This is a genomic window from Pararhizobium sp. IMCC21322, from assembly GCF_030758295.1.
Classification (GTDB): Bacteria; Pseudomonadota; Alphaproteobacteria; order Rhizobiales.
This window is the reverse complement of sequence record NZ_CP132335.1, coordinates 312,740-337,094: the sequence shown is the minus strand read 5'-3', so window position 1 is coordinate 337,094 and position 24,355 is coordinate 312,740. Positions and strand designations below refer to the sequence as shown.

Below are 24,355 nucleotides of genomic sequence, written 5' to 3'. Positions count from 1 at the left end.
TCTGCGCGGATTATGAAGTGGTGATCCCGACTGGATTCGAACCAGTGACCCTCAGATTAGGAATCTGATGCTCTATCCTGCTGAGCTACGGGACCCCAGCACGTTTACCGGCCCTTGTTAGCAAAGGCTGACAGGAAATCAAAGTGGCAAGCTGTATTGAAGATTTTTGGCCGCAGACCAACAGAACCATATCAATTGCCACTCCTGAAGGGGCTTCCTCCAGAGACCGGTTTCTTACACAGATGTAAAGCGGATGTCATGAAGCAGAAAGGGCTGGCCTTTAGGCAGAATACAGTTGGCGAGGGATGTGCTCTTCGCTCCATGTGTTTTGTTAGAGGTTTGTCATGTTGCGTTTTCTCCGGCAGAATCGTCCTGTAGTTACGCCTGCCGGATTGAGTATTATTGTTTCTCTGTATCTTTTGGTGGCGTTGAACAACACTTTTTGGGTCAGGGGTGCCTCGGTTTTTGCAAGTCATGAAGTCAAGTTGACCCTGTTGGCCGCCGCCTTACTGCTGGCACACATTGCTGGAATGTTGTTGTTTTCCGCAAAATATCTGTTCAAACCGGTCCTCGTTTTCGCCATTTTTGTGGCTGCGGCTGCGGCCTATTTTGTCGATGGGTTCGGGGTCATTGTGAACCACCAGATGATTCGAAACGCAGTCGCAACAGATATGAACGAAGCCAGGCACCTGCTGACTTCGGCTTTCTGGGTGCACATGCTGCTCTATGCCCTTCTGCCGATTTTTGCTGTGTTGGCCGTTTCAGTGAAACGTGATCCGCCGCGCCAACAAATTGCGCGGACCGGTGGCAATATCGTCACTTGTCTGCTGGTTGGTCTTGCGATTATCTATGTGAATTTTCCGTCCTATTCGTCTGTTTTTCGCGACCGGCAGGATTTCATGGGGGTTGTAAACCCTGGTGCACCCATTGCCGGCGCAGTCAGATATGTGCGCAAGGCCATGCGTGAAACCAATGTGGTGGCCAAGCCGTTTGGCACGGATGCAAAGCCAGGCCCGGTTCTGAGCGGTGCGTCAAAACCGCTCTTTGTTGTGATGGTCGTCGGGGAAACTGCACGGGCGCAAAATTTCGGCCTGAACGGATATGCCCGAAACACGACGCCGCAACTGGAACAACGCGACGTGATCAATTTCACCGATACATCCAGCTGTGGTACGGCAACAGCGGTATCATTGCCCTGCATGTTTTCTCATTTTCCCAGAACAAAATTCAACAATCGTAAGGCCAAGGGGTGGGAAAACCTTTTGGACATTGCTCAACGTGCCGGATTTCAGGTTGAATGGTGGGATAATAATACGGGCCACAAGGGCGTTGCCAAACGCGTCTCAAACCGGAAATTCTCCGTCGGCACAAACCCGGACTTCTGCCGTGAAGGGGAGTGCGATGATGGTATTCTGACGGACGCCCTACGTTCTTATATAGCAAAGGCCGACAGCGACACGCTGCTGGTCCTGCATCAGGTCGGCAGTCACGGGCCAGCGTATTTCCTGCGTTACCCACCAGCTATGGAGGTGTTTTCACCTGCTTGCCGAACCGCACAGTTTGCCGATTGCAGCCAGGCAGAGATAATTGCCGCATATGATAATACGATATTATATACTGACAAGAATGTTGCCGACATTATCGATTTGGCGAACGAATATAGCGGGAAGCTGGCCAGCGCCGTGATTTATGTTTCGGATCACGGGGAGTCTTTGGGAGAGACCGGGTTGTATCTTCATGGCGCGCCTTATTTCATCGCGCCTGAAGAACAAACCAAGGTTCCTTTTATGGTCTGGTTTTCTGATGAATTTACAAATCAGATGGGTTTGAACCGGAATTGTGTGCGGGCCAAACAAGATGATCCGGTGACCCATGATAATCTGTTCCATTCCATGCTTGGCCTTCTGGATATTGAGACCAAAATACATGATTCGGAGCTGGATTTGTTTGGCAGCTGCATCGCGCCTGAGGTTCCTCAAGCGCGCGTTCCGTATGCTGCACTGTCCGGAGATCTTGATAACAGTTCAAAGCTCAACCTTCTTCCGTGAAGGATATTCTAATGTCTCTTTCTGTACCTCCACGACAACACGGGCTGGCCCATATTCTGGCCGCCACAAAATACTCCGCAAGTGGCGCAGGGCGGCTGCTTGGTGAGACAGCCTTTCGTCATGAGTGTGTTCTGTTCGGCTTGATTCTATTGGGTTTCGGCTTGTCCGGCGCCCGGCTTGGTAGTTATCTCGTAGCTGCAAGCCTGTTTTTCATTCTGGTTGCAGCTGAAGCATTGAACACTGCTATCGAGATTATCGTGGATCAGATTTCACCGCATTGGTCTGTTGCCGCAAGAGACGCCAAGGATCTTGGGTCGTTTGCCGTGCTCTGTCTGCTTTTGGCAAACGCCGCTTATGCCGCCTATGTCATCTTTGAATCGCTTGCGCGGGGAAACGTAATTCTGACCTGAAGGCCGGGCTTTTTCTGATCGCCGGGATTATTGTCAGACAAATGAATTTGTGCGCCGTGTAAATCCGCTACAGCTTTAACCAGTGCCAGGCCCAAACCATTTCCGGAGGTGGTTCGGCTTTGTTCCAGCCGGTAAAGCCGCTGCAGCACATTTTCGCGTTCAGCTTCTGGAATACCGGGACCATTATCCGCCACGCAGATTGCGGGAATCCCATCGTCCAGGTTCACAGCCATGGTGATTATTGTTTGTGCCGGGCAGTGACGAATAGCGTTTTCAACCAGATTGACCAGCATCTGCATCAGCAACCTCTCATCACCCTTTGTCAAAACCGGTTCATGGCAGGGAGCCATGTGAAGACTCATACCCGCGTCACTGGCGACATCTGAATACATATCCGCAACGGTCTCGATCAGGCTGGAGAGGTCGACTTTTGTAACATGCGATTTGTTGCGGGCGCTTGCCTCAATCTGGGCTATGCGCAACAGGGCTTCAAAGGTCTGGTTGATGTTGTCGCATTCCTGCTGCGCAGCTTCGAGTTTTGGCGTAACAGTTTTGCCTGACTTTTCCTGCTGCGCTGCATCCTCGATGAGGATCGACAATCGGTTCAGGGGGGTTTTCAAATCATGGGCAATATCTGTCGTAACCTGCTGCATTCCGTTGACCAGTAAGCCCAATCGATCCAACGCATTGTTGATGCTGCCTGATAATGTGTCGAGATCATCAGCGGATTTCAGACGGGGAATGCGCGCCGTTAAATCTCCGCCCGCAACGCGGTTCATGGTGTCGGCAACGGGGCGAAGGCGCTGTTGGACCTTGCGGCTCAGCAATATCGCACCAATCACAGCAAGGCAGATTGCAATTCCGGACGTCCAGGCCAGATTGACCAGAGTGATTTCCAGCAATTCATGGGAATCCTCCAGGCTTTGACCCACAGTCAATTGCATGTCGCCCACGGCTCTTGAATAGAGCCGATAGGCGTAATCGTCGCCACGTTTTATCTGGGGAAGTGCGTTGGTTGAGCCGCCTTCTGCAACAGGAAAGGCCTCTACATTACCTGCAAGCCGCTCACCATCTTTGTCAGTGAGCAACAGAATCCCGAGTTGGGGATCGCGTAAATCTGACAGGTTTTGAACATTTTGGGCAAAATTCTCTGGAACTTCAGGGTCGAGCTGAGCCGAGATGATCTTGTATTCTGCCCTTATTCTGTCATCCACAGCATCGGTTAACTCGTGACTCACCAGTAGAAAGCTGGCAGCTGTCGCAATCAGAAACAGGATCAGGAAGAGCCCGAAAAATATCGCGGCCAGTTTTACAGCAGTGCTGCGATACAGCCTATCGAGGTGCATGAACCGAATATCCTGTATTGCGGATTGTGTGGAGCAATGGCGTATCAAAAGGCTTGTCGATTTTGGCCCGCAGCCGGGAGATCAGGGTTTCAACAACGCTGGTCTGCGGCAGAAAATTGAAGTCCCAGACCTGTTCCAGCAACATTGTGCGGGTAACAACCCGGCCTTCATTGCGCATCAACACTTCCAGAACGGCAAATTCACGCGACTTCAGATCAATATTCTGGCCTGAGCGCGTGGTGGTGCGCCGGACCAGATCAAGCGTTAAGTCTGCCACATGCATTTCGGTGATCTGGGCTTTCAGCGATGGCCGTCTGGATAAAGCATTGATGCGCGCCATCAATTCGGAAAATGCAAAGGGTTTGACCAGATAATCATCAGCGCCTGCCTCAAGCCCCTCAACCCGATCATCAACCCCGCCCATGGCGGTGAGCAGAATGATGGGCAGGCTCGACCCGGACCCACGCAGGGATTTGACAATGGACACACCATCCAGTCCGGGTAACATGCGATCAATCACAGCCAGATCATAGGCGTCCTCCAGAGCATAGATGACACCATCCTTGCCATTGCTCACACGATCCACCACGTGACCAAGTTCTTGCAAACCCCGTTCGATAAATTCAGCTGTGGGTGTGTCGTCTTCGACAATCAGAATGCGCATGCAAAACTCATGGAAACCTTTTGTTTCTGCGGTTTATCGCAGATGTTCAACCGTAACGATCTGGGTGGAATTAGACAGCAAAAACGCTCTGAATGCACTTCAATTTGTTTCAATTCGAGAAAATCCGACTGTAAGGTAGGATTACTTCAAACAGCGCTGTTATCTGGACACAGGACAACCTTATTTACACAGGATTTTGACAATGGCGTCTTGGGAAACAATTGATTGCAAAGGCACGCCCCATGCGCGCCATGAAAACGGGTTTGCCGAGTTTGACGGCAAGTTCTATCTGTTTGGCGGGCGGCGCATACAGCCGGTGGATATTTTCGATCCAGCGACCGACAGCTGGACTCATGCCAGTCCGCCACCGATGGAGATTCACCATTTTCAACCGGTCATCATCGGCGATGAATTATGGTTGCTTGGCACTATGACCGGCGTGTTTCCGCGCGAAACGCCGTTGGAAACCGTCTACATCTATCAGCCGAAAACCGACAGCTGGAAAACCGGACCGGCTATTCCGGAAGGCCGGCGCAGAGGCGGTGCCGGATGTGTTCTGCATTCCGATGGCTGGATTTATGTCATTGGCGGGATCATTGACGGGCATCATTCAGGCACACAGGCCTGGTTCGACCGCATTCATCCTGACACCGGCGAATGGCAAATCCTGCCCGATGCGCCCCATAAACGCGATCACGCGCCGGCGGCGATTGTTGGCAACAAGCTGTATTTCTTCGGAGGCCGGGAAACCGGTCGCTATGATGGAGCGGATTATGAGCGGTTCTTTTTCGCCACCATTCCGGAAATTGATGTGTATGATTTCGACACTTGTGAATGGTCCACTCTGGCTGACCCGATCCCCATTCAAACCGCCGCTGGCGGGGCCGGGGTGATAGATGGTAAAATTCACTATGTGGGCGGTGAAGCCGGACGCCCCGAAGCGTTTACGGAGTTACAGATTTTCAACCCGGCGACAGAAAGCTGGCAGTCCGGACCACCCCTTAACCGCGCCCGCCACGGCACAAATGCCTGCGTTTTTGATGGCTCTCTATGGATTGCTGTCGGTAGTGGCGCGCGGGGCGGCGAGCCGGAACTGACATCTTTGGAGCGGTATACGCCTTAGGCAGGGCAGGACCTGCACACAGCATGGCCATGACATGGCTGATGGGTGAGAGCGATAGAACCAGCTGAAATCGTGGGAGTTCAAAAGATGGAAAAAGCAGAATTTGACGCAATTGAAAGTGCGCTCAAACAGATTGTCGAAGAGATTGCGCCTGATGCCGGTTATTTTTCCAAGTATGGCGGGGAGGTGATTGTCCCCGACCCGGATGATGACAAGCATTTTGTCGGCGGCATCTTTAGCTACAAAGAGCATGTGTCGCTGGAATTCTCCGAAGGCGCCTCGTTCAACGATCCGGACGGCCAGCTGGAAGGCAAAGGCAAGAACCGTCGCCATTTGAAGTTTCAGGCTTTGAAGGATGTGGAGGCCAAAGACGCGCGGAATTTTCTCAAGCAGGCGTTTGCAATTTGATCTCGCAGCATTGTGGAAGTTTGCCGCGAGATCCCGTGTGGTTTCAAGCAATCAGCTCGGGTGCGAATTGGCTGATGCGGTGCTGGCAAAGAGAGCCAGCGTGCCGCGTCAGAAGTGCCAGTTCATGATCGGATAAGCGTTTCAGATTGGTCCCGATGCGTGATGCTTCGCGCGCATCGTTTGCATGCGCGGCACCGCTTTCACTGTCGATTGAGAACCATATCGCCTTGGGGCCGTTCTCTGCCAGATGCGTGAGCCTTAATCGCTGGAACTGAAGGCCGCGCACCTGTTCCATCAAAATGCCGATGGCCTCTTTCAGGACAACGGTTCCCGCTTCAGTCGGGTCGCTGGCGATTTCAAATGGCTTTCCGCCATCGCTGACAAGCGCGTAGTCCAGATTATGGCGCTCAAGGCGCAGCAGCGGATTGACACCAAGATTGTCGTACACTCCGCCATCTGTAAGTGTGATGTACTCCGTGTCATTGTTGGGGAACCGGTCATCATCAATACGATAGGGTGGGAAGACAGGCGGGAAAGCCGATGATGCAGCCACTGCGTGGCTTATATTGATATCTGATGCGCCGTGTTGTCCAAGCTCGTGTTCGCCGAGTTCCTCAGGTTTGCCACCACCGGCAACAAAGAAAAACATGTTGCCGGTGGCAAGGTTTGTCGCGTTGATATAAATGCGCGGACCGCCTGCCAGGCTGGCCATGGTAGCGCCACCGAAAAGGTCGCGGTCATACGTTTTTGCCAATTCGTCCACTCTTGAGGAGAACGGGTTGATCAATCCACCAAGGACAGAACTGACTGCGATGGACCTGGTGTTCAGATAGGTTTCCAGCCGGTCCAGTACGTCGGGTGCGCCCCAGTTGGCGCATAGAAATGCCCCCGCAATGCTGCCGCCGCTGACGCAGGATAAAAGGTCCAGTTTATCGAGCAAGCCGAGTTCATCCAGCTTACGAAATGTCCCAAGATGATAGGCCGCCGCACGAAATCCACCCCCGGAAAGGGCAAGCCCGATCCGTTTCTCTTCACCATTGATCACCAGGCTCATAATCTTCCTCCATCACGGTGTTTTCGCGACCTGCATGATTGCGCTCAGGAAAACGCCAATTCAATTTCCGTGTAGTATTTTTCAGAGTCCGAGCTGATCTCATGGTCCTCTGTGGTGTGAAAATGGCTGTGCTCAGTCAGCGCTTCGACCAGGGTTTCGCGTGGCACGGCGGTATCGTGCGAGTGACCGTGCACGCCGTGCTTGGTCGATAGGACTGAGGTCAGCCGGTCTGGCTTGACTTCAACGCCCTTGTTCTCAAGCAGATTCCAGAGTGATTTTGGCGTGGCATTGAGGCTGCCGTGATGGCCAACCTTGTAAATATCAACCGATTTGAGTTTCTCGCGCACCTCCGGTTGGCTGAGCGCATAAGACCAGTTTTCCCATTGGGCGTCTCCCGGGAAAAGGAGTGACTTGTCGCCCACGGTGAACAGCAGGATCAGGCTTGTGTTGTTCATCTGTGCATCAAGGCGGCGCACAATCGGCATCAGCATGTTTTCACGCATACGGCGCAGCCGATACCGCCCCCACCGCGCCCATTGGGGTATGTCTTTCGCAACATGGTTGGGAAAGGCTGGCCTGCCTTGTGATGCGGCCAGCTCGCCACGGGAAGCAGCCGCCTGAAGATGCCAATATTCTTCTTCATGCCGACTGCGTTGTCGGGCAATTTGCGGGCCTTGTTCCAGCGTCGGGGGACCCAGCACCTCAACCTTGACACCGGGCAGTATGTCTTCCGTTCCGGGGTCCTGACCAAATGCCAGATAACGTCGGCTCTGCCCCATCGCGAGCAGATTCTTGATTGCGCTTTTGTTGGCAATGTTATTCTCGCCCAGAAAAGACAGAGCGGCGCGGGTTTGGGGTTTGAACACACCGCGCTTTTCGTCAGCTTTGGCCATTTTGTAAATCGCGGTTGAAAAACTGCTCATGTTTTTCAGCGCCCCGGCAAAGGCGCGCGATTCTTCCAATTGATCTGGACTGGCGGATGCATCAACCGGCGCATCAGGATGTTCAGTCCATGGCTGCAGAATGAGCGTTGGGTCGCAGGTCGCAATCACATTGCCCGGTGCGGTTCCGGATTTGTTGGTGCGAAATCCGTAAATGTGATCCTTGTGTCGATGGGTCGCGACAATTATGTCCAGCTTACCGCCGCACAATTCTTTGATCTGCGTGGCAACACGGGTGAGAAAATTGGAGGGGCGGTTGCTGGGGTAGCGTGTTGAGCCAAAGTCGATCAGGATATGACGGCGCGTATTGTCATCATATTGGAATCGCAGCAAAAAACAGTCACCAAATCCAACATTGAAGGCAAACAAAGTTGCGGAAACAGGTGTGTTTGTCATCAGTCCCACACCTCATTTTTGAAGGTTGGTTCGCCATTACCTTTGCGGCTATGCAAATCAGCGAAATGCAAAGCGCCCTTGTTGGGGGGCCTCAGCCCTCCTTTGCGCCAAAGGCTCATCAGCCTGTTGTGTTGGTCTTTTGCATTGCTGATGCGGTTGTGAATGTGAAATTTCAAGCGGCCATATTCATCAAAGATAAGTGTCCCGCCGCCAACCAGCTCCACGGTATCGGAATGGCCCATGAATCCGGGCACCTCAATATCGAGTTTGCGCAGATCGGCTTTGTCAGCCCTTTTGTTCAGCTGATAATACTCCGCCACAGTTTCACGCAGCATGAAGCCGTCTGGTCCCATGCGCTGGACCGGGCGTACAGAATTGACGCGCATGAAAATATCACGCGGGACATCAAGCACATCGTAATTCTCCCAGATCAGCCTGAATATGCTCTCCGGATTCCAGCGCATGGATTCCATATTGCCTGCGATAAATCGTATCTCCCTGTCACCGGTGCCAGTGCCCCAGACCCCAGGCTCCGGTCCGCTCGCAGTTGATGTGGGGTGAATGCCGAATTCGGCGAAACATTCTATCAAAATGGCGCGGTAGCCATAGGGTTCATCATCCGGACAAATCTGCCAGTCCGCCGTCAATGCTGCGCTCAGAAAATCGCCGAAATCGACATGAACCGGCGGGAGGTAATCCAGCGCACGAATGAATATCTGCAGCAGATGCCGTGCAGCCTTGCTGCCCTCTTCCTCGACGCGCCAGGCGGCCACACGGTCTGACCGTGTTGGACCATTTTCCTTCTTCAGTTTACCGCCAAGTCGTTTTCCCCAGACGCGCAAATAGGCGCGCATGACTGCGGCAACCAGAATTTCACCGCGATCATGGGCCTCGCGAAAATCATTGCCGAGATAATGTTGCGGATCCGGCGGCAGATCAATGGACCGACGCAACGCATCGCGCCCCATTCCAATGACGGCACGACCCAACTGGGCGGCAACGCCAAGCAGGAAGGAGCCCTTTTTAATGGCCACAAGCGCATCGGAAACAGAGACGGTCCCGGCATTCGAAACACGCAATTCCTTATGCACGCCAAAGCGAACCAGTTCTTCGTTCTGAAGCGTCTTCAAAAGGGCGACTATATCGCTGAACCCTTCGTGGAAGGCAGCTTGGTCATCTGATGATGGCCGCATCAACTGGCTGCGCAGACTGTCTATCAGAGCGTGGGTTGTTTCGTGGGCAACAATGTCGTGCGAGAGGCACGTATAGACCCGCTCACTGTCCGGCCCACGAATGGGGAAATAGCCAAAGGCAAGGCATTCATCATGCTTTGAATAAAAGGCGTTTGCATCGACAAATGCGTGGGGAAACACCTTCAATTGGTGGCTGCGATAGTCGAAACCCCATGATAAATGGCGCCCCAGGGACCGCTCAAATTCAAACAGCGTGGACGCAACGACGCCATAGACGTTTTGCGCATGAAAGACCGGGTCAGCCACCAGTTTTTCAATATCCTTTTCATCGGAATACGGAACGTCATCAGGTGGTATTTCGAAGGGTCCGTAGAATGTATCTGCCGATACATCATAATCCACCACTTCAATCCGGCTGCCCCGTGGGCCTGGAAACAGCGGTTCATTGGGCACCACCACTTGCGTTGTGACAGCATGCCCATCGTTCAGAATATCAGGGTCCTGCGCCAGGACTGTCATACGTCGCGTCGCGTGCCTTTGGTTCAAATGCACAGCGTATTCCCTGGCATGGCCATTCCCCCTGCTTGGCTGCGTTATGCCGAATGTCCCTCGGTGTCTCTTTTCGGTTGGGCGTTGTTCTGCTTTTTCAGTTTTGGGCTATCACCTGTATTTGATATGATCCGGTCGCTGCCTCATCGAAATGGCGCACCGTGGCGAAATATTTTCCGGGACTCAGGATCTCTGCGACCCTTGAGTTGCGTCCGTAACCGCCATCATCATCCTGTGCAATGAGATCGGTCATGCTGCCGGGGCCGAACAGAGACAGATACAGGTCCTGACCGCCGGTTGTTTCGACCACGTATTTTCCCGCGTCATCAACGTCGAAGACATACAGATCCTCTTCGCCTGCCTGGCCAATGGCACCGTCGACTGGTTTGAAAATGGGAAGCTCGGTTGCCTCCGTTCCGCCGCCGCCCTCCTGTCCTGGATACATTTTTGCTCCGGCCACGAAGCCTTTGTCGACATCTGATAAATCATCATTGCCCTGTGTTCCGCCGGGCAGATTATGAGTCCACGATCCCGGGAACTGATACAGCATCACCGAGTTTGGATCGAAATTTGTGCCGTGTATCTGATTAGCGGAGTATTTGCGGAGCACATTGTGGCGCGTCTGTGCTTCGCTCCAAAAGTTTGGCGGGCCTGCCAATGCCCGAATGACTTCCTGTTCGTTCCAGATAATGCCACCGTCCGGGTTCTGATGCTCGTGGCCAAGGCCGATCATATGGCCGAATTCATGCAGAATCACAGCGCGGTCGACCCAGCCAAGATTCATCGTGGCAGCATGAATTGGAATATTCTTGTTATCGAGACCAACATAGGACCACGCGCCATCGCTTGAATTGAACGAGATGCGCACATCAGCATTCGGGTCATCGGTAAACTCAAATGACAGATTGGCGTGTTCGGTCCACTCCGGTGCATGTTTCTTGACCAGATCATGTTGGGCCTTGGTGCCGTCCATGAAGCGGATGCGCAGATTGCTTCCATTGACCCATTGTTTGCCCACCGGCGATATCGCGGCTGTCTTTCCGGCTCCATCGACACGCATCCGATGCGGCTTCAGAAGATCCCAGGGTAAAATTTTATCGAAACACATTTTTGCAGCTTTGGACATTTTCGGTCTCCTTCACGTGGGTCAGTTGAAGTTGTGCGTGTGTCCGGCTATCGGGGCTTTTCCTTGAATTTTCCCATGCGACGTGTGAGCATAATTGAGGCGCGTGAGCATATTGGCATGATCAGGATCATCGCTCGGCAGGGGCCCTCCAATAGGTCCGCTGGTTGTAAACAACTGAAACGTGTAAATGTTGCGATCTTCTGATCTGCATCTTTACCGTGTATTCTGCGAACTTGCCAAAAGAATATCGTTGATTGCAATGCCATTATTTCAATAAGCTTTACAATCCAAAGTAGTTTTATGTAATCACATTATTTGAAGCAGCACAATATTTCGAATGGTGTTTTTTCGAAATTCTGGTTGGATCGTAAATTGGGGCAATGAGGTGCCCGTCAGCGTTTATGGGCTTGCCGGAATGCGCTGGGGTGGCAAGGACACTGCAGTCTATAAGGCGCACTGTCCAGATCGCGGCCTTAACTCTTCTGATTGCCCGGCAGGTTCGCATCGGGGCCCCAGATGGCGTGATAAGAGTTTCTAACCACAAACCGTTTGGGCATGACAAAAACCGAAAGGCCCAACAGGCCCCAAAAAGCGATGATGCAGACAAACATCCATCGAGGCGCGTTGGCGGTCCACATGCCATGCAGAACGCCAGACGCACCGCCCAGAAGTAAGACATAGCCAACCGTCTTGTGAAATTTTTCGAACAAAACCCGTCGTGGGGTCATGTCGTAGTGGTCGCCGTGCAGATGGTCTTCTGCGGACGGGTCGGTCGGGCCGCCTTTCGATCCTCTCAAATAGCCAGACGCAATCTGCATGCAAGCCAGGGTAATGATGCTCCAACCGAGCCAGCCGTGCCAATTAGGTTGTGCGCTGGTATCTGAATTTCCGAAGGCCAAAATGATAGCCAATGCGAAAAGCATTATGCTTGTTCCGCCGATCTGCAAGAGGAGGTGAGAGCGCCACCAGAATTTGTTGTCCAACTCGTCGGGCCAGTTTTGACCAGGAGTCACCTTCAGATAGCGGGCAATGAGAATGCCAAAAGGTATGCAGATGCCCCAGGCCAACAGCATGAATCGACCGTGCCATGCCTGCGCCGGGGTGATGTAGTGGGGCCTTGCGGCGTCGATGGAACCCATAAGCCATTCCACAGAAATCCCGAACAAATCGCCCATGGGTTCGCCTAACCCTTGACCGCCCCAGCTGTCATGCCGGAGATAATCTGGCGCGCAGCAAAGAAGGTGAATAGCAGTGGTGGGATCACGATAAGTGTGCCCATCGCCATGATGCGCCCCCACTCAACGCCGGTATCGGTGATAAAGCCTGCCGCGCCCACAGGAAGTGTGCGGGTGGTGCGCCCCGTTAACAACAGCGCCAGAATGAACTCGTTCCAGGCGATGCGGAAGGTGAAGATGCCTGCAACCGCATAGCCTGATTTCATGAGCGGCAGAAGCACTTGAAAAAAGACCTGCAGGGGGGATGCGCCATCAACAATGGCCGCTTCTTCCAGTTCGACAGGAATTTGTTTGTAGAAGCCAAACAGAAGCCAGATTGCAAAGGGCAGGTTCAATGCCGTGTAGAGGAAGGTCAGCACAAGCAGGTCGTTCTTGATGCCGGAGATCAATACAAATGCAAAGGCCGGTACTGCAAGCACGGCGGGCGGAACCATACGCACCATCAGCGTCGAGTTTGCCATCAAATTGCGGCCTTTGAAGTCCTGGCGCGCAAGGGCATAGGCGCAAAATCCGCCCAACAACAAGGTCATCACAGTCGAAGAACAGGCCACGATGATGGAGTTGACCAGATAGCGGTCGAACTTGCCGCGTGTCATAATATATTCGTAATTGTCGAAGGTCGGCACGAAGAAGAACCACAGGGGTTGAGCGCTTTGCACGTCGAGATCGTTTTTGAACGATGTTGCAACCATCACCCAAATTGGAGCCAGCGCGAAAAACGCCAGAAAGAACAGCGCGATGTAGTGTGAAAACTGGCGTCCAAAGCTTTGGTTCATCACACGTCCGATTTGCTTTTCATTGGGTTGGCCATGGTCAGGATCATGGAGGAAATGCCGAAGACAATAGCGATCAGCAGAACCGAGATCGCTGAGGCATAGCCGAGCTGCTGGGTTTCAAAAGCGCGGTTGTAGATGTGCAAACTCAGAAGTTCGGTGCTTCGTCCCGGCCCGCCTCCAGTCATGATGAGCATGACCTCCATGCCACGAAAAACGTCGATCAAGCGCATGAGGAGAGCGATGACGAGGATCGACTGGATCATTGGTAATTTTACGAGGAAAATCTGCTGATACCAGTTGGCGCCATCAATGGTTGATGCCTCAACAACTTCCGATGGCAGCGCCTGAAGGCCCGCGATCACGATGATGAAGATGAACGGCGTCCATTGCCAGATGTCGGTAAAGACGATGGCGAAGAAGGCAAGTTGCGCATCGCCGAGCCAGACTTGCGGCTCAATCCCAAACCACGTGCCAAGGTAGTAATTGATCCACCCCACCCGGGCGTCAAATAGGTAACGCCAGATAAGGCCGACGACCACTGGCGATACCATAAGGGGCAGGATGAAGATGGTGCGGAAAACACTTGCGCCCCGTATGGGTTTTTCCAAAAGCAGGGCAAGTGCGACACCAAGTGTCATCTCGATTGTGATGGTCCAAAACCCGAAGCGGATTGTGACCCAGAGAACCTCCCAGACCTGTGGGTCTGTCAACAAGCGGCTGAAATTTGTCATACCCACAAAGGGAGCGTCTTCCAGATCGAGGCCGATTTGCCAGTCATAAAAAGACAGGTAAAAGGCCATGAAAACAGGGTAGAGAAGCCCACCGGCCATGACGAGAATAGCTGGCATGATGAAGGCATAGGGGGTCATGAAGCCGGGCTCGAACCGGGGCTTTGTGGCAGGAGCCATGATGGTGTCGGTTTGCGCCATAGCTTTTTAACGAGCCTTCAGGTTGAGGATGGCAGGTGGGGCCATGAATGACCCCACCTGAACGGCATTACTTCTGCCAGACGTAGTAGCCTTGACGCTCCATAATGGCGCGAGCTTTTTCATTTGCCGCATCCATGATCGGCTGGATCGGTTTGTCTGTGGTGATCACTTCGGTCAGGGCCTGGCCCAGGACGTCGATGTTCAGTTCGTTCCACTCGGGAATCAACGGCCGCCAATCGGGATCGGCACAAGGCAGTTGCTCTGCCACAATGCTGTAATCGTCGAATTTGTCGGCGTTGTTTTTCAGGGTCGAGATACGAATTGGATCGCCGCCAAGCTCCACCATGCGCTGATCACCGGCTTTTGAGGTGATGTATTGCAGGAAGAGAAAGGCTGCCTCCTTGTTCTGACTGTTTGCTGGAATACCGGCGGCAAAACCGCCTGTTTCAGAACCGCACCGCGTGCCTGTGGGATGCAGAGCAAAGCCGACCTTGCCGTCGATTTTTGACAGTTTCGGATCGCGAGACATGGCCGCAATTTTCAGTGTATCGAGGTGCATGGCACTTTCGCCTTGCAGCAAGCTTGCTGCTGCCTCGCCAAAGCCGAAAGTCGGGATGCCCGCCGGGCCGGTTTGTGCCACTTCACGCAGAACCTGCGCCGCTTCAACCGCCTCAGGCGAATTGATCACCGGATTCCACTGGTCATCAAAGATCTTGCCGCCCAATGGTGCAAGGTGAAGCAGCCATGCCGCTGTTACCTGGTGGCCGGTTTTGCCCCTGGACGTTAATGCCGGAATGCCAGCCGCTTTCAACTTCGCCATAGCGGCGCGCAACTCGTCATATGTTTCGGGAACCTCAATTCCCTGCTCGTCAAAGATATCCTTGCGATAGGCGAGGATCGATGTTTCAGCTCCAAAAGGTACGCCGTACATGGCACCGGAAATGCCGGGCATGTATCCCTTCGTACCACCAACGATGCCGCCGTTTTGCAAATATGCCTCGGCAATGTCGTTGATGTCATAGTCAGGATTAACGAGGCTTCCCGATGTGTAGAACTGCGACAATGGTGTCAAAAGCCCCTTGGAAACGTACTCGCCTTTCCACATGACGACCCAGGAGACGACATCATATTCGCCTTCATCCTTGGACATTTCCAAAAGCTGGCGATCTCTCAATTTCAGATATTGCAGAGCATCGATTCCGGTCTCTTCCGTAAATTCTTCGACCAGTGTTTCTGCTTTGTTGAAGTGGCTAAGCGCAGGCCATGATACAACTATCGTCGTGCCCGCGTATTTCTCGTAAGGGTTTGCAGCAGCAATTCCTGCACTGAGTGCCAGTGCACTGACGGCCAAAACGCCGTTTCGTATTAGTCCAATCATTGTTTTTTCCCCTCCCAGGTTTTCAATGAAATTTTGCGGTTAATCCGCGCTTTGTGCCGGGTTGCTTTAAAATGCATCCCCGGTTTTTCTGTCGAAAAGATACAGTCGTGATGTGTCGAAGAAAAACGTGCCGTCGGTCATGAGATCGGATTCTGGCCCGACCTCGACGGCAGCGGTCACGGCCTGACCACCCAGATCGGCCGCAAGGTACTGGCTGGATCCGATGTACTCGGCCACTTTCACATGCAGGTCGACGGCGGAAAAATGGGGTGCCCGTGCCTCCGCTGAGAAGTGCTCCGGGCGCATACCAAGGGTAATGCCCTTTCTGGCAGAGTTGCGCGCTGCCTCTTGCAGACGATCCGGCAAAGGCAGTTTGAAACCGGCACCTGTGGCAAAGACATCGCCACCTTCATCACTCAGATCCGCCGGCAAAAGATTCATTGATGGTGACCCCATGAAAGTTGCGACAAATGTGTTGACCGGGGTGTTGTAGACATCCTTGGGCGAGCCAACCTGCTGAATCAGGCCGTCTTTCATAATGACGATCCGGTCGGCCATCGTCATGGCTTCAATTTGGTCGTGCGTTACGTAAACCATTGTGCGGTCAAGCTTTTTATGCAGCAAAGCCAATTCTGTTCGCATTGAAGAACGCAGTTTTGCATCAAGATTGGAGAGTGGTTCATCGAACAAAAATACATAGGCATCGCGGACGATAGACCGGCCCATCGCAACCCGTTGGCGTTGTCCGCCGGACAGATCTTTGGGTTTGCGCTCAAGGTATGGTGTTAACTCCAGCATATCAGCTGCAATGCGCACGCGTTCGGCAATTTCGTCTTTCGGGCGGCCGGCAAGACGCAGCGCAAACGACATGTTCCTGGCCACATTCATATGCGGGTAGAGCGCATATGACTGGAACACCATTGCAATGTCCCGTTCTTTGGGACGTGCCCATGTCACGTCACGCCCGGCAATATCGATGCGCCCGGAGGTGACCTTTTCCAGGCCGGCAATCATCCGCAGTGTTGTGGATTTCCCGCAGCCGGACGGGCCGACAAACACCACGAACTCGCCTTCAGCAATATCGAGGCTGAGATCGGGGATCACTGTTACATTGCCGTATCTCTTTGTGACATTTCTTAAAGAGACACCGCTCATTGGTTCTGATCCGATGAAAATGCATTAGGTCGCAAAATAGGAATACTCCTTGGCGATATTGATCGAGCGGTCAAACCAGCGTTCACACTCCTGCGGGTCGGCCTTGGCCAGATCAATCGTGTTCCAGATAAACGCTTGTTCCATATCCAGTCCCATCGACAGAATCGAATTTGCAATTCGTGTCTGCTCGACTGACCAGCCCTCAAGCGCGGTTTCAAGGTCGGAGTTTTCGGTGATGGCATGTGCCAGATCGCGCGCGTTGGAGAATAATTTGAAGACACCTGCGCCTGTGAGTGGCTGCACCATGATACCTGCATCGCCAATCAGGCACATCCTGCCTTTGCGATAGGCGGGCAACTGACTTGTGTAAATCTGCTGCAATTGGTTGTTTTGAGATTGTCCAATAATTTTTGAGTAGTAAGCAGGCAGTTGCGCTTTTGCGAGGGCCTTCAATTCGTCGTCCTGGTCTTGACGCATCGAGCCTGCGGAAATCGTTCCAGTGCGCTGCTTGCCGTCCTTGTCGGTCATGAACCAGGCCAGTTCAGCGTCAGCTACGGGAAGGTAGCAGGCCCAGTTGAACTGTCGTTCGCCGATTTCATTGCTGCCGTCCCGGTCAGGGATCATGTAGCAGATGAAGCTTCCTTGCTGATCGCGAAACGAGAACCGGGGGTGAATGGATAATTGGTCACCGTTTTCGATCTCGCTTTCAGGTACGACACCGCGCCAGACCGAATATCCCCGATACTCCAGCCCAATTTCAGGGAACATCAACTTGCGGCCAAGTGAATTGTATCCATCTGCGAACAGAACCAGATCGGCCGTGACGATCTCGCCATTTTGAAACTGAAGCACGACGTCGTCATCACGATTTTCGGCAGATACCAATTCATAACCGCGCTTGTAAATATCGTCGGGAATACGCTTGCGCATGTTTTCCCAAAGCCCGCTCCAGTGAACGCAATTCATGTCCAGGGCACGGATAAGCGGACAACGCCCAAGGTCGCCATCTTCATCAGAGACTTTGGACATATGCAGTTCAGAATAGGGTGACGACGGGAAATCTTCGTCAATAATGTCCAACTCTGCAAGCTGGCGCAGCATGTCACTCGTCGTTGTGACTCCACCGCCACGTCCAATCAACCCGCGCTTCGAGCGCTCGAAGATTTCGACCTGATGACCGGCCTTTCGCATAAGAATCGCGGCTGTGCAGCCCGCAATTGAGCCGCCAATGATTGCAATACGATATGAGTGTCCATTTGCCATGCACCGAAGGCTATACGTTGTTTTTTTCCATTTCCATTGTTAGATTGTCTGGCGCTAACAATTAGGTCAGCAACTATGACACAAAAAAAGCGACGCCTGACACTTCGTGATGTTGCGGAGGTTGCCGGTGTCTCGGAAATGACCGTATCCCGGGTGCTGCGTGGCAGCGGCGTGGTCTCCGCGCGCTCGCGCGCTCACATCATTTCCGTGGTGGAAAAGATGGGATATGTGCAAAACCAGTTGGCGGGGTCTTTGGCCACGACCCGCTCCAATCAGATAGCTGTCATCATACCTTCCCTGGTCAACAACGTGTTTACCGAAGTTATGGAAGGCATTACTTCAGAGCTTGAAAAAGCGGATTATCACGCAATTGTCGGCATATCGGGTTACAGCCTTCAGAAGGAAGAGGCGTTGCTGTATTCAATGATGTCCTGGCGCCCGGCCGGGATCATCGTGCCCAATATTTATCACACCCAGAAAACCAGGAATATGCTGGCCAGTTCCGGCGTGCCCGTTGTGGAAATGATGAGTTTAACGGACACGCCAATTGATATGTGTGTTGGCTTGGATCAACGCGCAGCCAGTCGGGAAATCGCCAGATACCTTTTGTCCCGTGGCTACGAACGGTTCGGGTATGTGGGTTGGAACGAAGAGGATTATTCAGCAGCGGATCGGTTTGAAGAGATCAGGCTACTGATTGAAGATGCGGGCCTGGAAATCATTGCGCCTGATCTTTTCGCAAGCCCACCCAATTTTGCAGATGGAAAACGGGGATTGAGCAGATTGCTGGACATTGCGCCCGACCGGGATGCTGTTATCTTCTCCAATGATACAGCGGCCACTGGCGGAATGATGCACTGTATTGAGGCCGGAATTCGGATTCCGCATGATCTGGCAATAGCCGGATTCAGCGGCCTGCCCACAGGCCAAAACATGCCGCAGAAGCTGACAACGATTGTTACAAAACGGCATGATATTGGCCGGGTTTCGGCACGCAGCATCATACGTGGCTTGGAAGGCGCGCCAACGACAGCCATTAGCGATCTGAAATTTGAACTGAACAAAGGTCAGACGGCCTAGGGTCGGGGCCAATAAAATCCAACACCTCGAATGACGGACTGGAGCTCAAACTGCCAACAGGCAATGTGATAGGCTGTTTGGATGATGACTGCCAAAACCTATGGTTTTCACCGAGTAACCATGGATGACCTCGATTTGCTTCAGAAGTGGCAAGCACATTCGCATGTTCGCGAGTGGTGGGGCTTGGATGAGTCATACGATCGGGAAGAAATAAACGATCCTCGTGTATCGCGATGGATTGTCTCTACCGATGAACGCCCCTTTGCCTTCATGCAAGACTACACCGTGCATGGGTGGGAAGATCATCATTTTACCAAGCTTCCCCAGGGGTCGCGAGGAATTGACCAATACATCGGAGACCCTGACATGATCGGTGTTGGGCACGGATCAGCGTTTATCGGTGCAAGAATGAAGACTCTTTTCGATGAGGGTGCGCCGGTGATCGCGACCGATCCTCATCCTGACAACAAGCGGGCGATTGCTGTCTACAGGAAACTGGGTTTCGAACCGTTTGGGCCACCTCAGGAAACTCAGTGGGGCTTGATCTTGCCAATGCGGGCGAGGCGGTAAACGAGGTGAAGCAATCGGCAGGTTCGGACGCAATCCAGCCGCTCGGCCACAGTCAATTTAATGGGTTCTGAACTTAGCCTCTAAGCATTCAGATGCACCTTTCCCCGCTTGGCCTGACGAGACGGTACAGCTAATCCATATGGTCGACAAACGCTATGGCTGTGGGTGCGGCACCAGCTTTCGGATCAGTGTGCCTGTCGAAGAAATGCGTCAATCCTGCTCAATTGCGAAAGCCTGCAAAAACCGGTCAATCGCATGTTCAATGGCCGGGCCGGGATCATCCGGGCACGGCATTCGGTAAATGTGCTGGCGGATTCCTATGTAGACGATGCCACCGTGCAGATTCCAAAGATCTTCCATGTCCGGCATCATCGAATGGGACGATGCCGCGTGCATCTCGTCGAGCAAAGGATGCAAAATCATTTTGTTCAGATGTTCAAGATAACGCCGGTTCAACTCGGCTCCGGCAAGGCCCGAAAACATGAAAATCCGCATCCATTCATATTCGAAAATCAGCGTGCTGTAGTCTTTGTAAAAGGCCAGCAACCGAGATCTCAGCGGGACCTTTCGGTCGACCAGGCGGTGGCTCCATTCCGGCGCAAGCCGGTCAATATAGACTTGGGCATAGACGGCTTCGATCAGGGATTCCTTGTTTTCAAAATAGTTGAAAAGCAAAGATTGGGTGATTCCCACGCGCTTGGCCAAATCACGGGTTTTGCCCTCAAGCCCGACTTCGGCAAAGAATGCCACAGCCCCGTCGACAATCTGTTGCCGCCGCTCGTCGGGTGGCAGCCGACGTCGTTTTGCCTTTGGGTCGATGCTATCGGTCTTGTCCATATCCATGACCTTGTTTGTGATCAAAAAAGATTCTTCTTGCAATCATAATCCTTTTGTTGATCATATGATCAATAAGAGTGATCATTTGATCAATAGTCAATGCGGGGAGCATTGATGCTCAGGGAGGACAGCGCATGAAAGCTTCGGCGGGCGGATATGCTCGAGCAAATGACCTGTCGCATGCGATGGAGCTTTTGGCGTCGTCCGACGGCATGGGCCGTGTGCTTGCCGGTGGTCAGAGCCTCATTGCGGCCATGAATATGCGGCTGTCGACCGGTGACATGCTTGTCGATATCTCGCGTATTGCAGAGCTTTCGGGCGTCACCGAAGAAGCAGAAACCCTGCGCATTGGTGCCCTGACAAAGCACGTAGAAATTGGCGTCGACCCTTTAATCAAAGCGCATGTTCCATTGCTGGCAGAGGCCGTCTCATACATTGCCCATGCTGCCATTCGCAATCGAGGCACCATTGGTGGAGCGCTGGCTCATGCCGATCCGGCGGCAGAATTCCCGGCTTGCATGCTGGCGCTCGGGGCGACGATGCACATTCACGGCCCGGACGGGGAGCGGAGTGTTGCCGCCGAAGATTTCTTTGAGGATCTTTTTGAGACCTCGCTTGAAGACGGTGAGATTTTGACTGCGATTACTGTTCCAAAGGCAGAAGCAGACGAGCAGCAGGTCTTGCAGGAGGTCACGCGCCGATCCGGGGATTATGCCTTGGTGGGCCTGTGCCTCGTGGCGCGCAGCACCGGGCACCGGATTTCATTACTGTCTGTCGGGTCGACGCCGATACTGGCGCGCAATGCGATGGCGCAGCTTGACCAGGGCAATGTTGACGGCGCTGTCACGGCTTTGCGCGCCGAAATTGATCCGGCCTCGGACACGCAGGGCAGCGCCAGTTATCGCCGCCATATCGCAGGCATTCTGCTGCGCCGTGCTGTGGCACAGGCGAAGGGAGACAGCGCATGACCAAGAGTTTTGCTGACCAGATTGATATCGATCTGACGGTTAATGGTGAGCCGGTTGAGGCGCGTGTGCCTGCCGGACAGCATGTCATTGATTTTCTGCGCCAGGATCTTGGCCTGACCGGAGCCCATGCCAGTTGTGAGCACGGTGTGTGTGGCGCGTGTACAATTCGCGTGGATGGAGCGTCCGTGCGGGGCTGTCTGATGCTGGCCGCTCAGTTGGACGGTGCAGATGTCTGGACCATCGAAGGACTGTCTGACAGCGACGCTATTCGCGACCTGCAAGAGGCGTTTATTGCACGCAACGCGTTGCAATGCGGATTCTGCACGCCCGGAATGCTGGTTGCGGCGGAAGAACTGTTGGCGCAGGGCGGGGTGCCCGAACGGGCGGCGATCCGCGAGCATCTGTCGGGCAATTACTGCCGTTGCACGGGATATGAGGCCATTGTCGATGCGGTGGAGACGGTGGCACGACAACGGGCTGGTGAGGTGCAGGCATGACCATTCAGTTTGGCAATCCCGATCGCCCAAATTCCTATATCGGCAAGACTGTCCCGCGCCCCAATGCCGGGCGACTGGTTGAAGGTCGGGGCAAATATGTGGACGACATCACCTTGCCGCGCATGGTGCATGTGGTCTTTGTGCGCTCGTCATTCGCCCATGCCAAAATCCTGGGCATTGATGCAGAAGAGGCCAAATCGGTGAAAGGCGTCCTGCGGATTTTCACCGGCGCTGATCTGGCTGAGGTCTGTACGCCCTGGGTGGCTGTGCTGGAACATCTCAAAGGAATGAAATCACCGCCGGAGCATCCTATGGCAATCGACCGGTCCTGCTGGGTTGGCGAGCCTGTGGTTGCGGTGGTTGCAACGTCCCGCGCTGCGGCCGAAGATGGCGCTGCATTGGTTGAAGTGGCTTATGATCCTCTACCCGCTGTTGCTGACATGATGACTGCGCTGGATGCAGCAACGCCTGTGCTGCACTCCGAGATGGGTGATAACCTGGCCTTCCAAAGGCTGCACGAAGAGGGCGATGTCGACGGCGTTTTCGCGACCGCCCACAAGGTCGTGTCGGCGCGCTTCAAGACAGGGCGGCACACGGGTGTCACTCTGGAACCCCGGTCCATTCTGGTCGACTGGAACCCGGCTGAAGGACAGATGACGGCGTATCATGCCACGCAAGCGCCGCATATGATGCAGACCGTTCTGGCCAAACATCTGGATATTGCGGAATCCCGCGTGCGGGTCATCTGTGGCGATGTCGGTGGGTCTTACGGCATCAAGGTGCATGTCTATCCAGACGAAGTTGCGACTGCCGCGATTTCAAAAATCATGGCGCGCCCCGTCAAATTCATCGCCGACCGTCTGGAAAGCTTCACCAGCGATATTCATGCGCGTGACCATGAGATAGAGGCGAAAATCGCCGTTGATGCCGAGGGCAAAATCCTGGCGATTGATGTGGATGACTGGACGGCAATTGGTGCCTACTCAGTTTACCCACGGACATCGGCGATTGAGGGCAATCAGGTCGTGAATTTGTGCGGCGGTCCTTATGATTTCGCCAATTACCGCGCCAAGACGACCGTGGTTTTCCAGAACAAGACACCGACGTGCCAATACCGCGCAGTCGGGCATCCAATTGCTGTGGCTGTGACCGAAGGTCTGGTTGATATGGCGGCGGCGGAGTTGGGCATGGACCCGGTCGAAATACGCCGCCGGAATTTATATGCCGATGATGCCTATCCCGTCACCTCGCCCGCAAAGATGCGGTTCGAAGGACTGTCACATCACCAAAGCATGGACAAGCTGGTGGCGCTGATGGATTACGACGCGCTGCGTGCCGATCAGGCAGAGGCGCGTGCGCGGGGTGTTCATCGTGGCATCGGCATTGCCAGTTTCATCGAACTGACCAACCCGTCGCCATTTATGTACGGCATTGGCGGCGCGCGCATCTCGGCGCAGGATGGCTGCACTGTGCGCATGGATCCGGACGGGTCCATCGTGGCGCTGTCCGGGGTGACGGAGCAGGGACAGGGCACCGAAGCGATGCTGTCGCAGATCGTGGCCGAAGGTGTGGGTGTGCATCCGGGCAATGTGCGGGTCATCACCGGTGACACCCAAGTCACGCCATATGGTGGGGGCACCTGGGCATCTCGCGGAGCGGGCATTGGCGGAGAAGCGGCCTTGCGATCAGCGCGGGCACTGCGGGACTCAATCCTCGAAGTCGCAGCCGCTATGCTACAGGCCGAAGTGGCGTCTCTGGATATTCAGGATGGCAACGTCGTGGACGTCGAAACCGGCGCAGAGCGTATGCCGCTGGCAGAGCTTGGGCGCATTGTCTATTTCCGCGGCGATACATTGCCCGATGGTCTGCCGCGCGAGTTGGTGCAGACCAGGCATTACATCACATCCGAATACCCGTTTGCGTTCACCAATGGGGTGCAAGCCAGTTACCTTGAGATCGATACAGATACCGGGATCGTAAAGCTTCTGAAACATTGGTGCGTGGAGGATTGCGGTCGGATCATCAACCCGCAATTGGTTGATGAACAGATCAGGGGCGGCATCGTGCAAGGGCTTGGCGGCGCGCTTTTCGAAGAAATTCACTACGACAGGGAAGGCCAGCTGCTCAACGGCTCGATGGCTGATTATCTGGTGCCGATGGCGGGCGAGATGCCTGACATGGTCGTGGGCCATGTGGAAACCCCGACCAAAGAAAGCGCGCTTGGCGCCAAAGGGGCGGGCGAAGCTGGCACGGCTGGCGCACCGGCAGCCGTGATGAATGCAATTAATGATGCTTTGCGGCCGCTGGGTGCGCAAGTGACGGAAATGCCCTTCACACCAGAGCGCATTTTACGCGCGCTTGGTTCTATTGAAGATTAACACCACCGAAGGATGCGCAAGAGCATCCGTG

At 53.8% G+C, this 24,355-nt stretch carries 22 protein-coding genes and 1 tRNA gene; 9 read left to right on the top strand and 14 right to left on the bottom strand.

Annotated elements, in window-relative coordinates; all coding sequences use genetic code 11:
• Positions 1–18: 18 nt before the first annotated feature.
• Positions 19–95: transfer RNA gene (locus tag RAL91_RS01725), tRNA-Arg, on the bottom strand.
• Positions 96–344: 249 nt separating this feature from the next.
• On the opposite strand from RAL91_RS01725, the gene RAL91_RS01720 reads away from it, so the two are divergent.
• Positions 345–2,048 carry a phosphoethanolamine transferase gene (locus RAL91_RS01720; RefSeq protein ID WP_306259257.1) on the top strand — a complete coding sequence of 568 codons (1,704 nt, stop codon included), beginning with the start codon at positions 345–347 and terminating at the stop codon, positions 2,046–2,048.
• Positions 2,049–2,059: 11 nt separating this feature from the next.
• Positions 2,060–2,458, top strand: coding sequence for a diacylglycerol kinase (locus tag RAL91_RS01715; protein ID WP_306259256.1), 399 nt, complete (start codon positions 2,060–2,062; stop codon positions 2,456–2,458).
• Here RAL91_RS01715 and RAL91_RS01710 read toward each other — a convergent pair.
• Positions 2,410–3,804 carry a HAMP domain-containing sensor histidine kinase gene (locus RAL91_RS01710; protein ID WP_306259255.1) on the bottom strand — a complete coding sequence of 465 codons (1,395 nt, stop codon included), beginning with the start codon at positions 3,802–3,804 and terminating at the stop codon, positions 2,410–2,412. The two genes, RAL91_RS01715 and RAL91_RS01710, sit on opposite strands and share 49 nt — an antisense overlap.
• A complete protein-coding gene (locus RAL91_RS01705) occupies positions 3,791–4,468 on the bottom strand; it encodes a response regulator (protein ID WP_306259254.1) in 678 nt (225 codons plus the stop codon). Before RAL91_RS01705 ends, RAL91_RS01710 begins: the two co-directional genes overlap by 14 nt.
• Before the next feature lie 202 nt (positions 4,469–4,670).
• On the opposite strand from RAL91_RS01705, the gene RAL91_RS01700 reads away from it, so the two are divergent.
• On the top strand, positions 4,671–5,591 hold the full coding sequence (locus tag RAL91_RS01700; RefSeq protein ID WP_306259253.1) for a kelch repeat-containing protein: 921 nt from the start codon (positions 4,671–4,673) through the stop codon (positions 5,589–5,591).
• Positions 5,592–5,678: 87 nt separating this feature from the next.
• Positions 5,679–5,999, top strand: coding sequence for a DUF1801 domain-containing protein (locus RAL91_RS01695; RefSeq protein ID WP_306259252.1), 321 nt, complete (start codon positions 5,679–5,681; stop codon positions 5,997–5,999).
• 43 nt (positions 6,000–6,042) lie between these two features.
• Here RAL91_RS01695 and RAL91_RS01690 read toward each other — a convergent pair whose 3' ends face one another.
• From RAL91_RS01690 to RAL91_RS01645, 10 genes are all read right to left on the bottom strand, one after another.
• The gene (locus RAL91_RS01690; protein WP_306259251.1) at positions 6,043–7,053 is read right to left on the bottom strand and encodes a patatin-like phospholipase family protein; all 1,011 of its coding nucleotides are present in this window, start codon (positions 7,051–7,053) and stop codon (positions 6,043–6,045) included.
• 44 nt (positions 7,054–7,097) lie between these two features.
• The gene (locus tag RAL91_RS01685) at positions 7,098–8,390 is read right to left on the bottom strand and encodes a hypothetical protein (RefSeq protein WP_306259250.1); all 1,293 of its coding nucleotides are present in this window, start codon (positions 8,388–8,390) and stop codon (positions 7,098–7,100) included.
• Entirely contained in the window at positions 8,390–10,102 is a 1,713-nt protein-coding gene (locus RAL91_RS01680) for a hypothetical protein (protein ID WP_306259249.1), read from the bottom strand. The genes RAL91_RS01685 and RAL91_RS01680 overlap by 1 nt, the downstream gene beginning before the upstream one ends.
• Positions 10,103–10,229: 127 nt before the next feature.
• The gene (locus RAL91_RS01675) at positions 10,230–11,258 is read right to left on the bottom strand and encodes a M12 family metallopeptidase (RefSeq protein ID WP_306259248.1); all 1,029 of its coding nucleotides are present in this window, start codon (positions 11,256–11,258) and stop codon (positions 10,230–10,232) included.
• 473 nt (positions 11,259–11,731) lie between these two features.
• Entirely contained in the window at positions 11,732–12,433 is a 702-nt protein-coding gene (locus tag RAL91_RS01670) for a cytochrome b561 domain-containing protein (RefSeq protein ID WP_306259247.1), read from the bottom strand.
• A gap of 8 nt (positions 12,434–12,441) precedes the next feature.
• A complete protein-coding gene (locus RAL91_RS01665) occupies positions 12,442–13,269 on the bottom strand; it encodes a carbohydrate ABC transporter permease (protein ID WP_306259246.1) in 828 nt (275 codons plus the stop codon).
• Complete coding sequence (locus RAL91_RS01660; RefSeq protein WP_306259245.1) at positions 13,269–14,198, bottom strand: carbohydrate ABC transporter permease; 930 nt, start codon at positions 14,196–14,198, stop codon at positions 13,269–13,271. Before RAL91_RS01660 ends, RAL91_RS01665 begins: the two co-directional genes overlap by 1 nt.
• A gap of 67 nt (positions 14,199–14,265) precedes the next feature.
• Entirely contained in the window at positions 14,266–15,576 is a 1,311-nt protein-coding gene (locus tag RAL91_RS01655; RefSeq protein WP_306259244.1) for an ABC transporter substrate-binding protein, read from the bottom strand.
• Positions 15,577–15,642: 66 nt separating this feature from the next.
• A complete protein-coding gene (locus tag RAL91_RS01650; protein WP_306259243.1) occupies positions 15,643–16,731 on the bottom strand; it encodes an ABC transporter ATP-binding protein in 1,089 nt (362 codons plus the stop codon).
• 24 nt (positions 16,732–16,755) lie between these two features.
• Complete coding sequence (locus RAL91_RS01645) at positions 16,756–17,994, bottom strand: FAD-dependent monooxygenase (protein ID WP_306259242.1); 1,239 nt, start codon at positions 17,992–17,994, stop codon at positions 16,756–16,758.
• A gap of 75 nt (positions 17,995–18,069) precedes the next feature.
• Here RAL91_RS01645 and RAL91_RS01640 point away from each other — a divergent pair, with 75 nt between their 5' ends.
• Together RAL91_RS01640 and RAL91_RS01635 are read left to right on the top strand one after the other, a co-directional pair.
• Positions 18,070–19,074 carry a LacI family DNA-binding transcriptional regulator gene (locus RAL91_RS01640; RefSeq protein ID WP_306259241.1) on the top strand — a complete coding sequence of 335 codons (1,005 nt, stop codon included), beginning with the start codon at positions 18,070–18,072 and terminating at the stop codon, positions 19,072–19,074.
• A gap of 81 nt (positions 19,075–19,155) precedes the next feature.
• Positions 19,156–19,644, top strand: a complete 489-nt coding sequence (locus RAL91_RS01635; RefSeq protein ID WP_306259240.1) for a GNAT family N-acetyltransferase — start codon at positions 19,156–19,158, stop codon at positions 19,642–19,644.
• A 210-nt stretch (positions 19,645–19,854) separates the two neighbouring features.
• Here the strand turns inward: RAL91_RS01635 and RAL91_RS01630 are convergent, their stop codons facing one another.
• Positions 19,855–20,481 (bottom strand): TetR/AcrR family transcriptional regulator, encoded by a 627-nt coding sequence (locus tag RAL91_RS01630; protein WP_306259239.1) that lies wholly within the window; start codon positions 20,479–20,481, stop codon positions 19,855–19,857.
• A 134-nt stretch (positions 20,482–20,615) separates the two neighbouring features.
• Here RAL91_RS01630 and RAL91_RS01625 point away from each other — a divergent pair, with 134 nt between their 5' ends.
• From RAL91_RS01625 to RAL91_RS01615, 3 genes are read left to right on the top strand one after another with little or no spacing between them, the layout of a single operon-like run.
• Positions 20,616–21,449, top strand: coding sequence for a xanthine dehydrogenase family protein subunit M (locus RAL91_RS01625; RefSeq protein ID WP_306259238.1), 834 nt, complete (start codon positions 20,616–20,618; stop codon positions 21,447–21,449).
• Positions 21,446–21,946 (top strand): (2Fe-2S)-binding protein, encoded by a 501-nt coding sequence (locus RAL91_RS01620; protein WP_306259237.1) that lies wholly within the window; start codon positions 21,446–21,448, stop codon positions 21,944–21,946. The genes RAL91_RS01625 and RAL91_RS01620 overlap by 4 nt, the downstream gene beginning before the upstream one ends.
• Entirely contained in the window at positions 21,943–24,324 is a 2,382-nt protein-coding gene (locus tag RAL91_RS01615) for a xanthine dehydrogenase family protein molybdopterin-binding subunit (RefSeq protein ID WP_306259236.1), read from the top strand. Before RAL91_RS01620 ends, RAL91_RS01615 begins: the two co-directional genes overlap by 4 nt.
• Positions 24,325–24,355 lie beyond the last annotated feature (31 nt).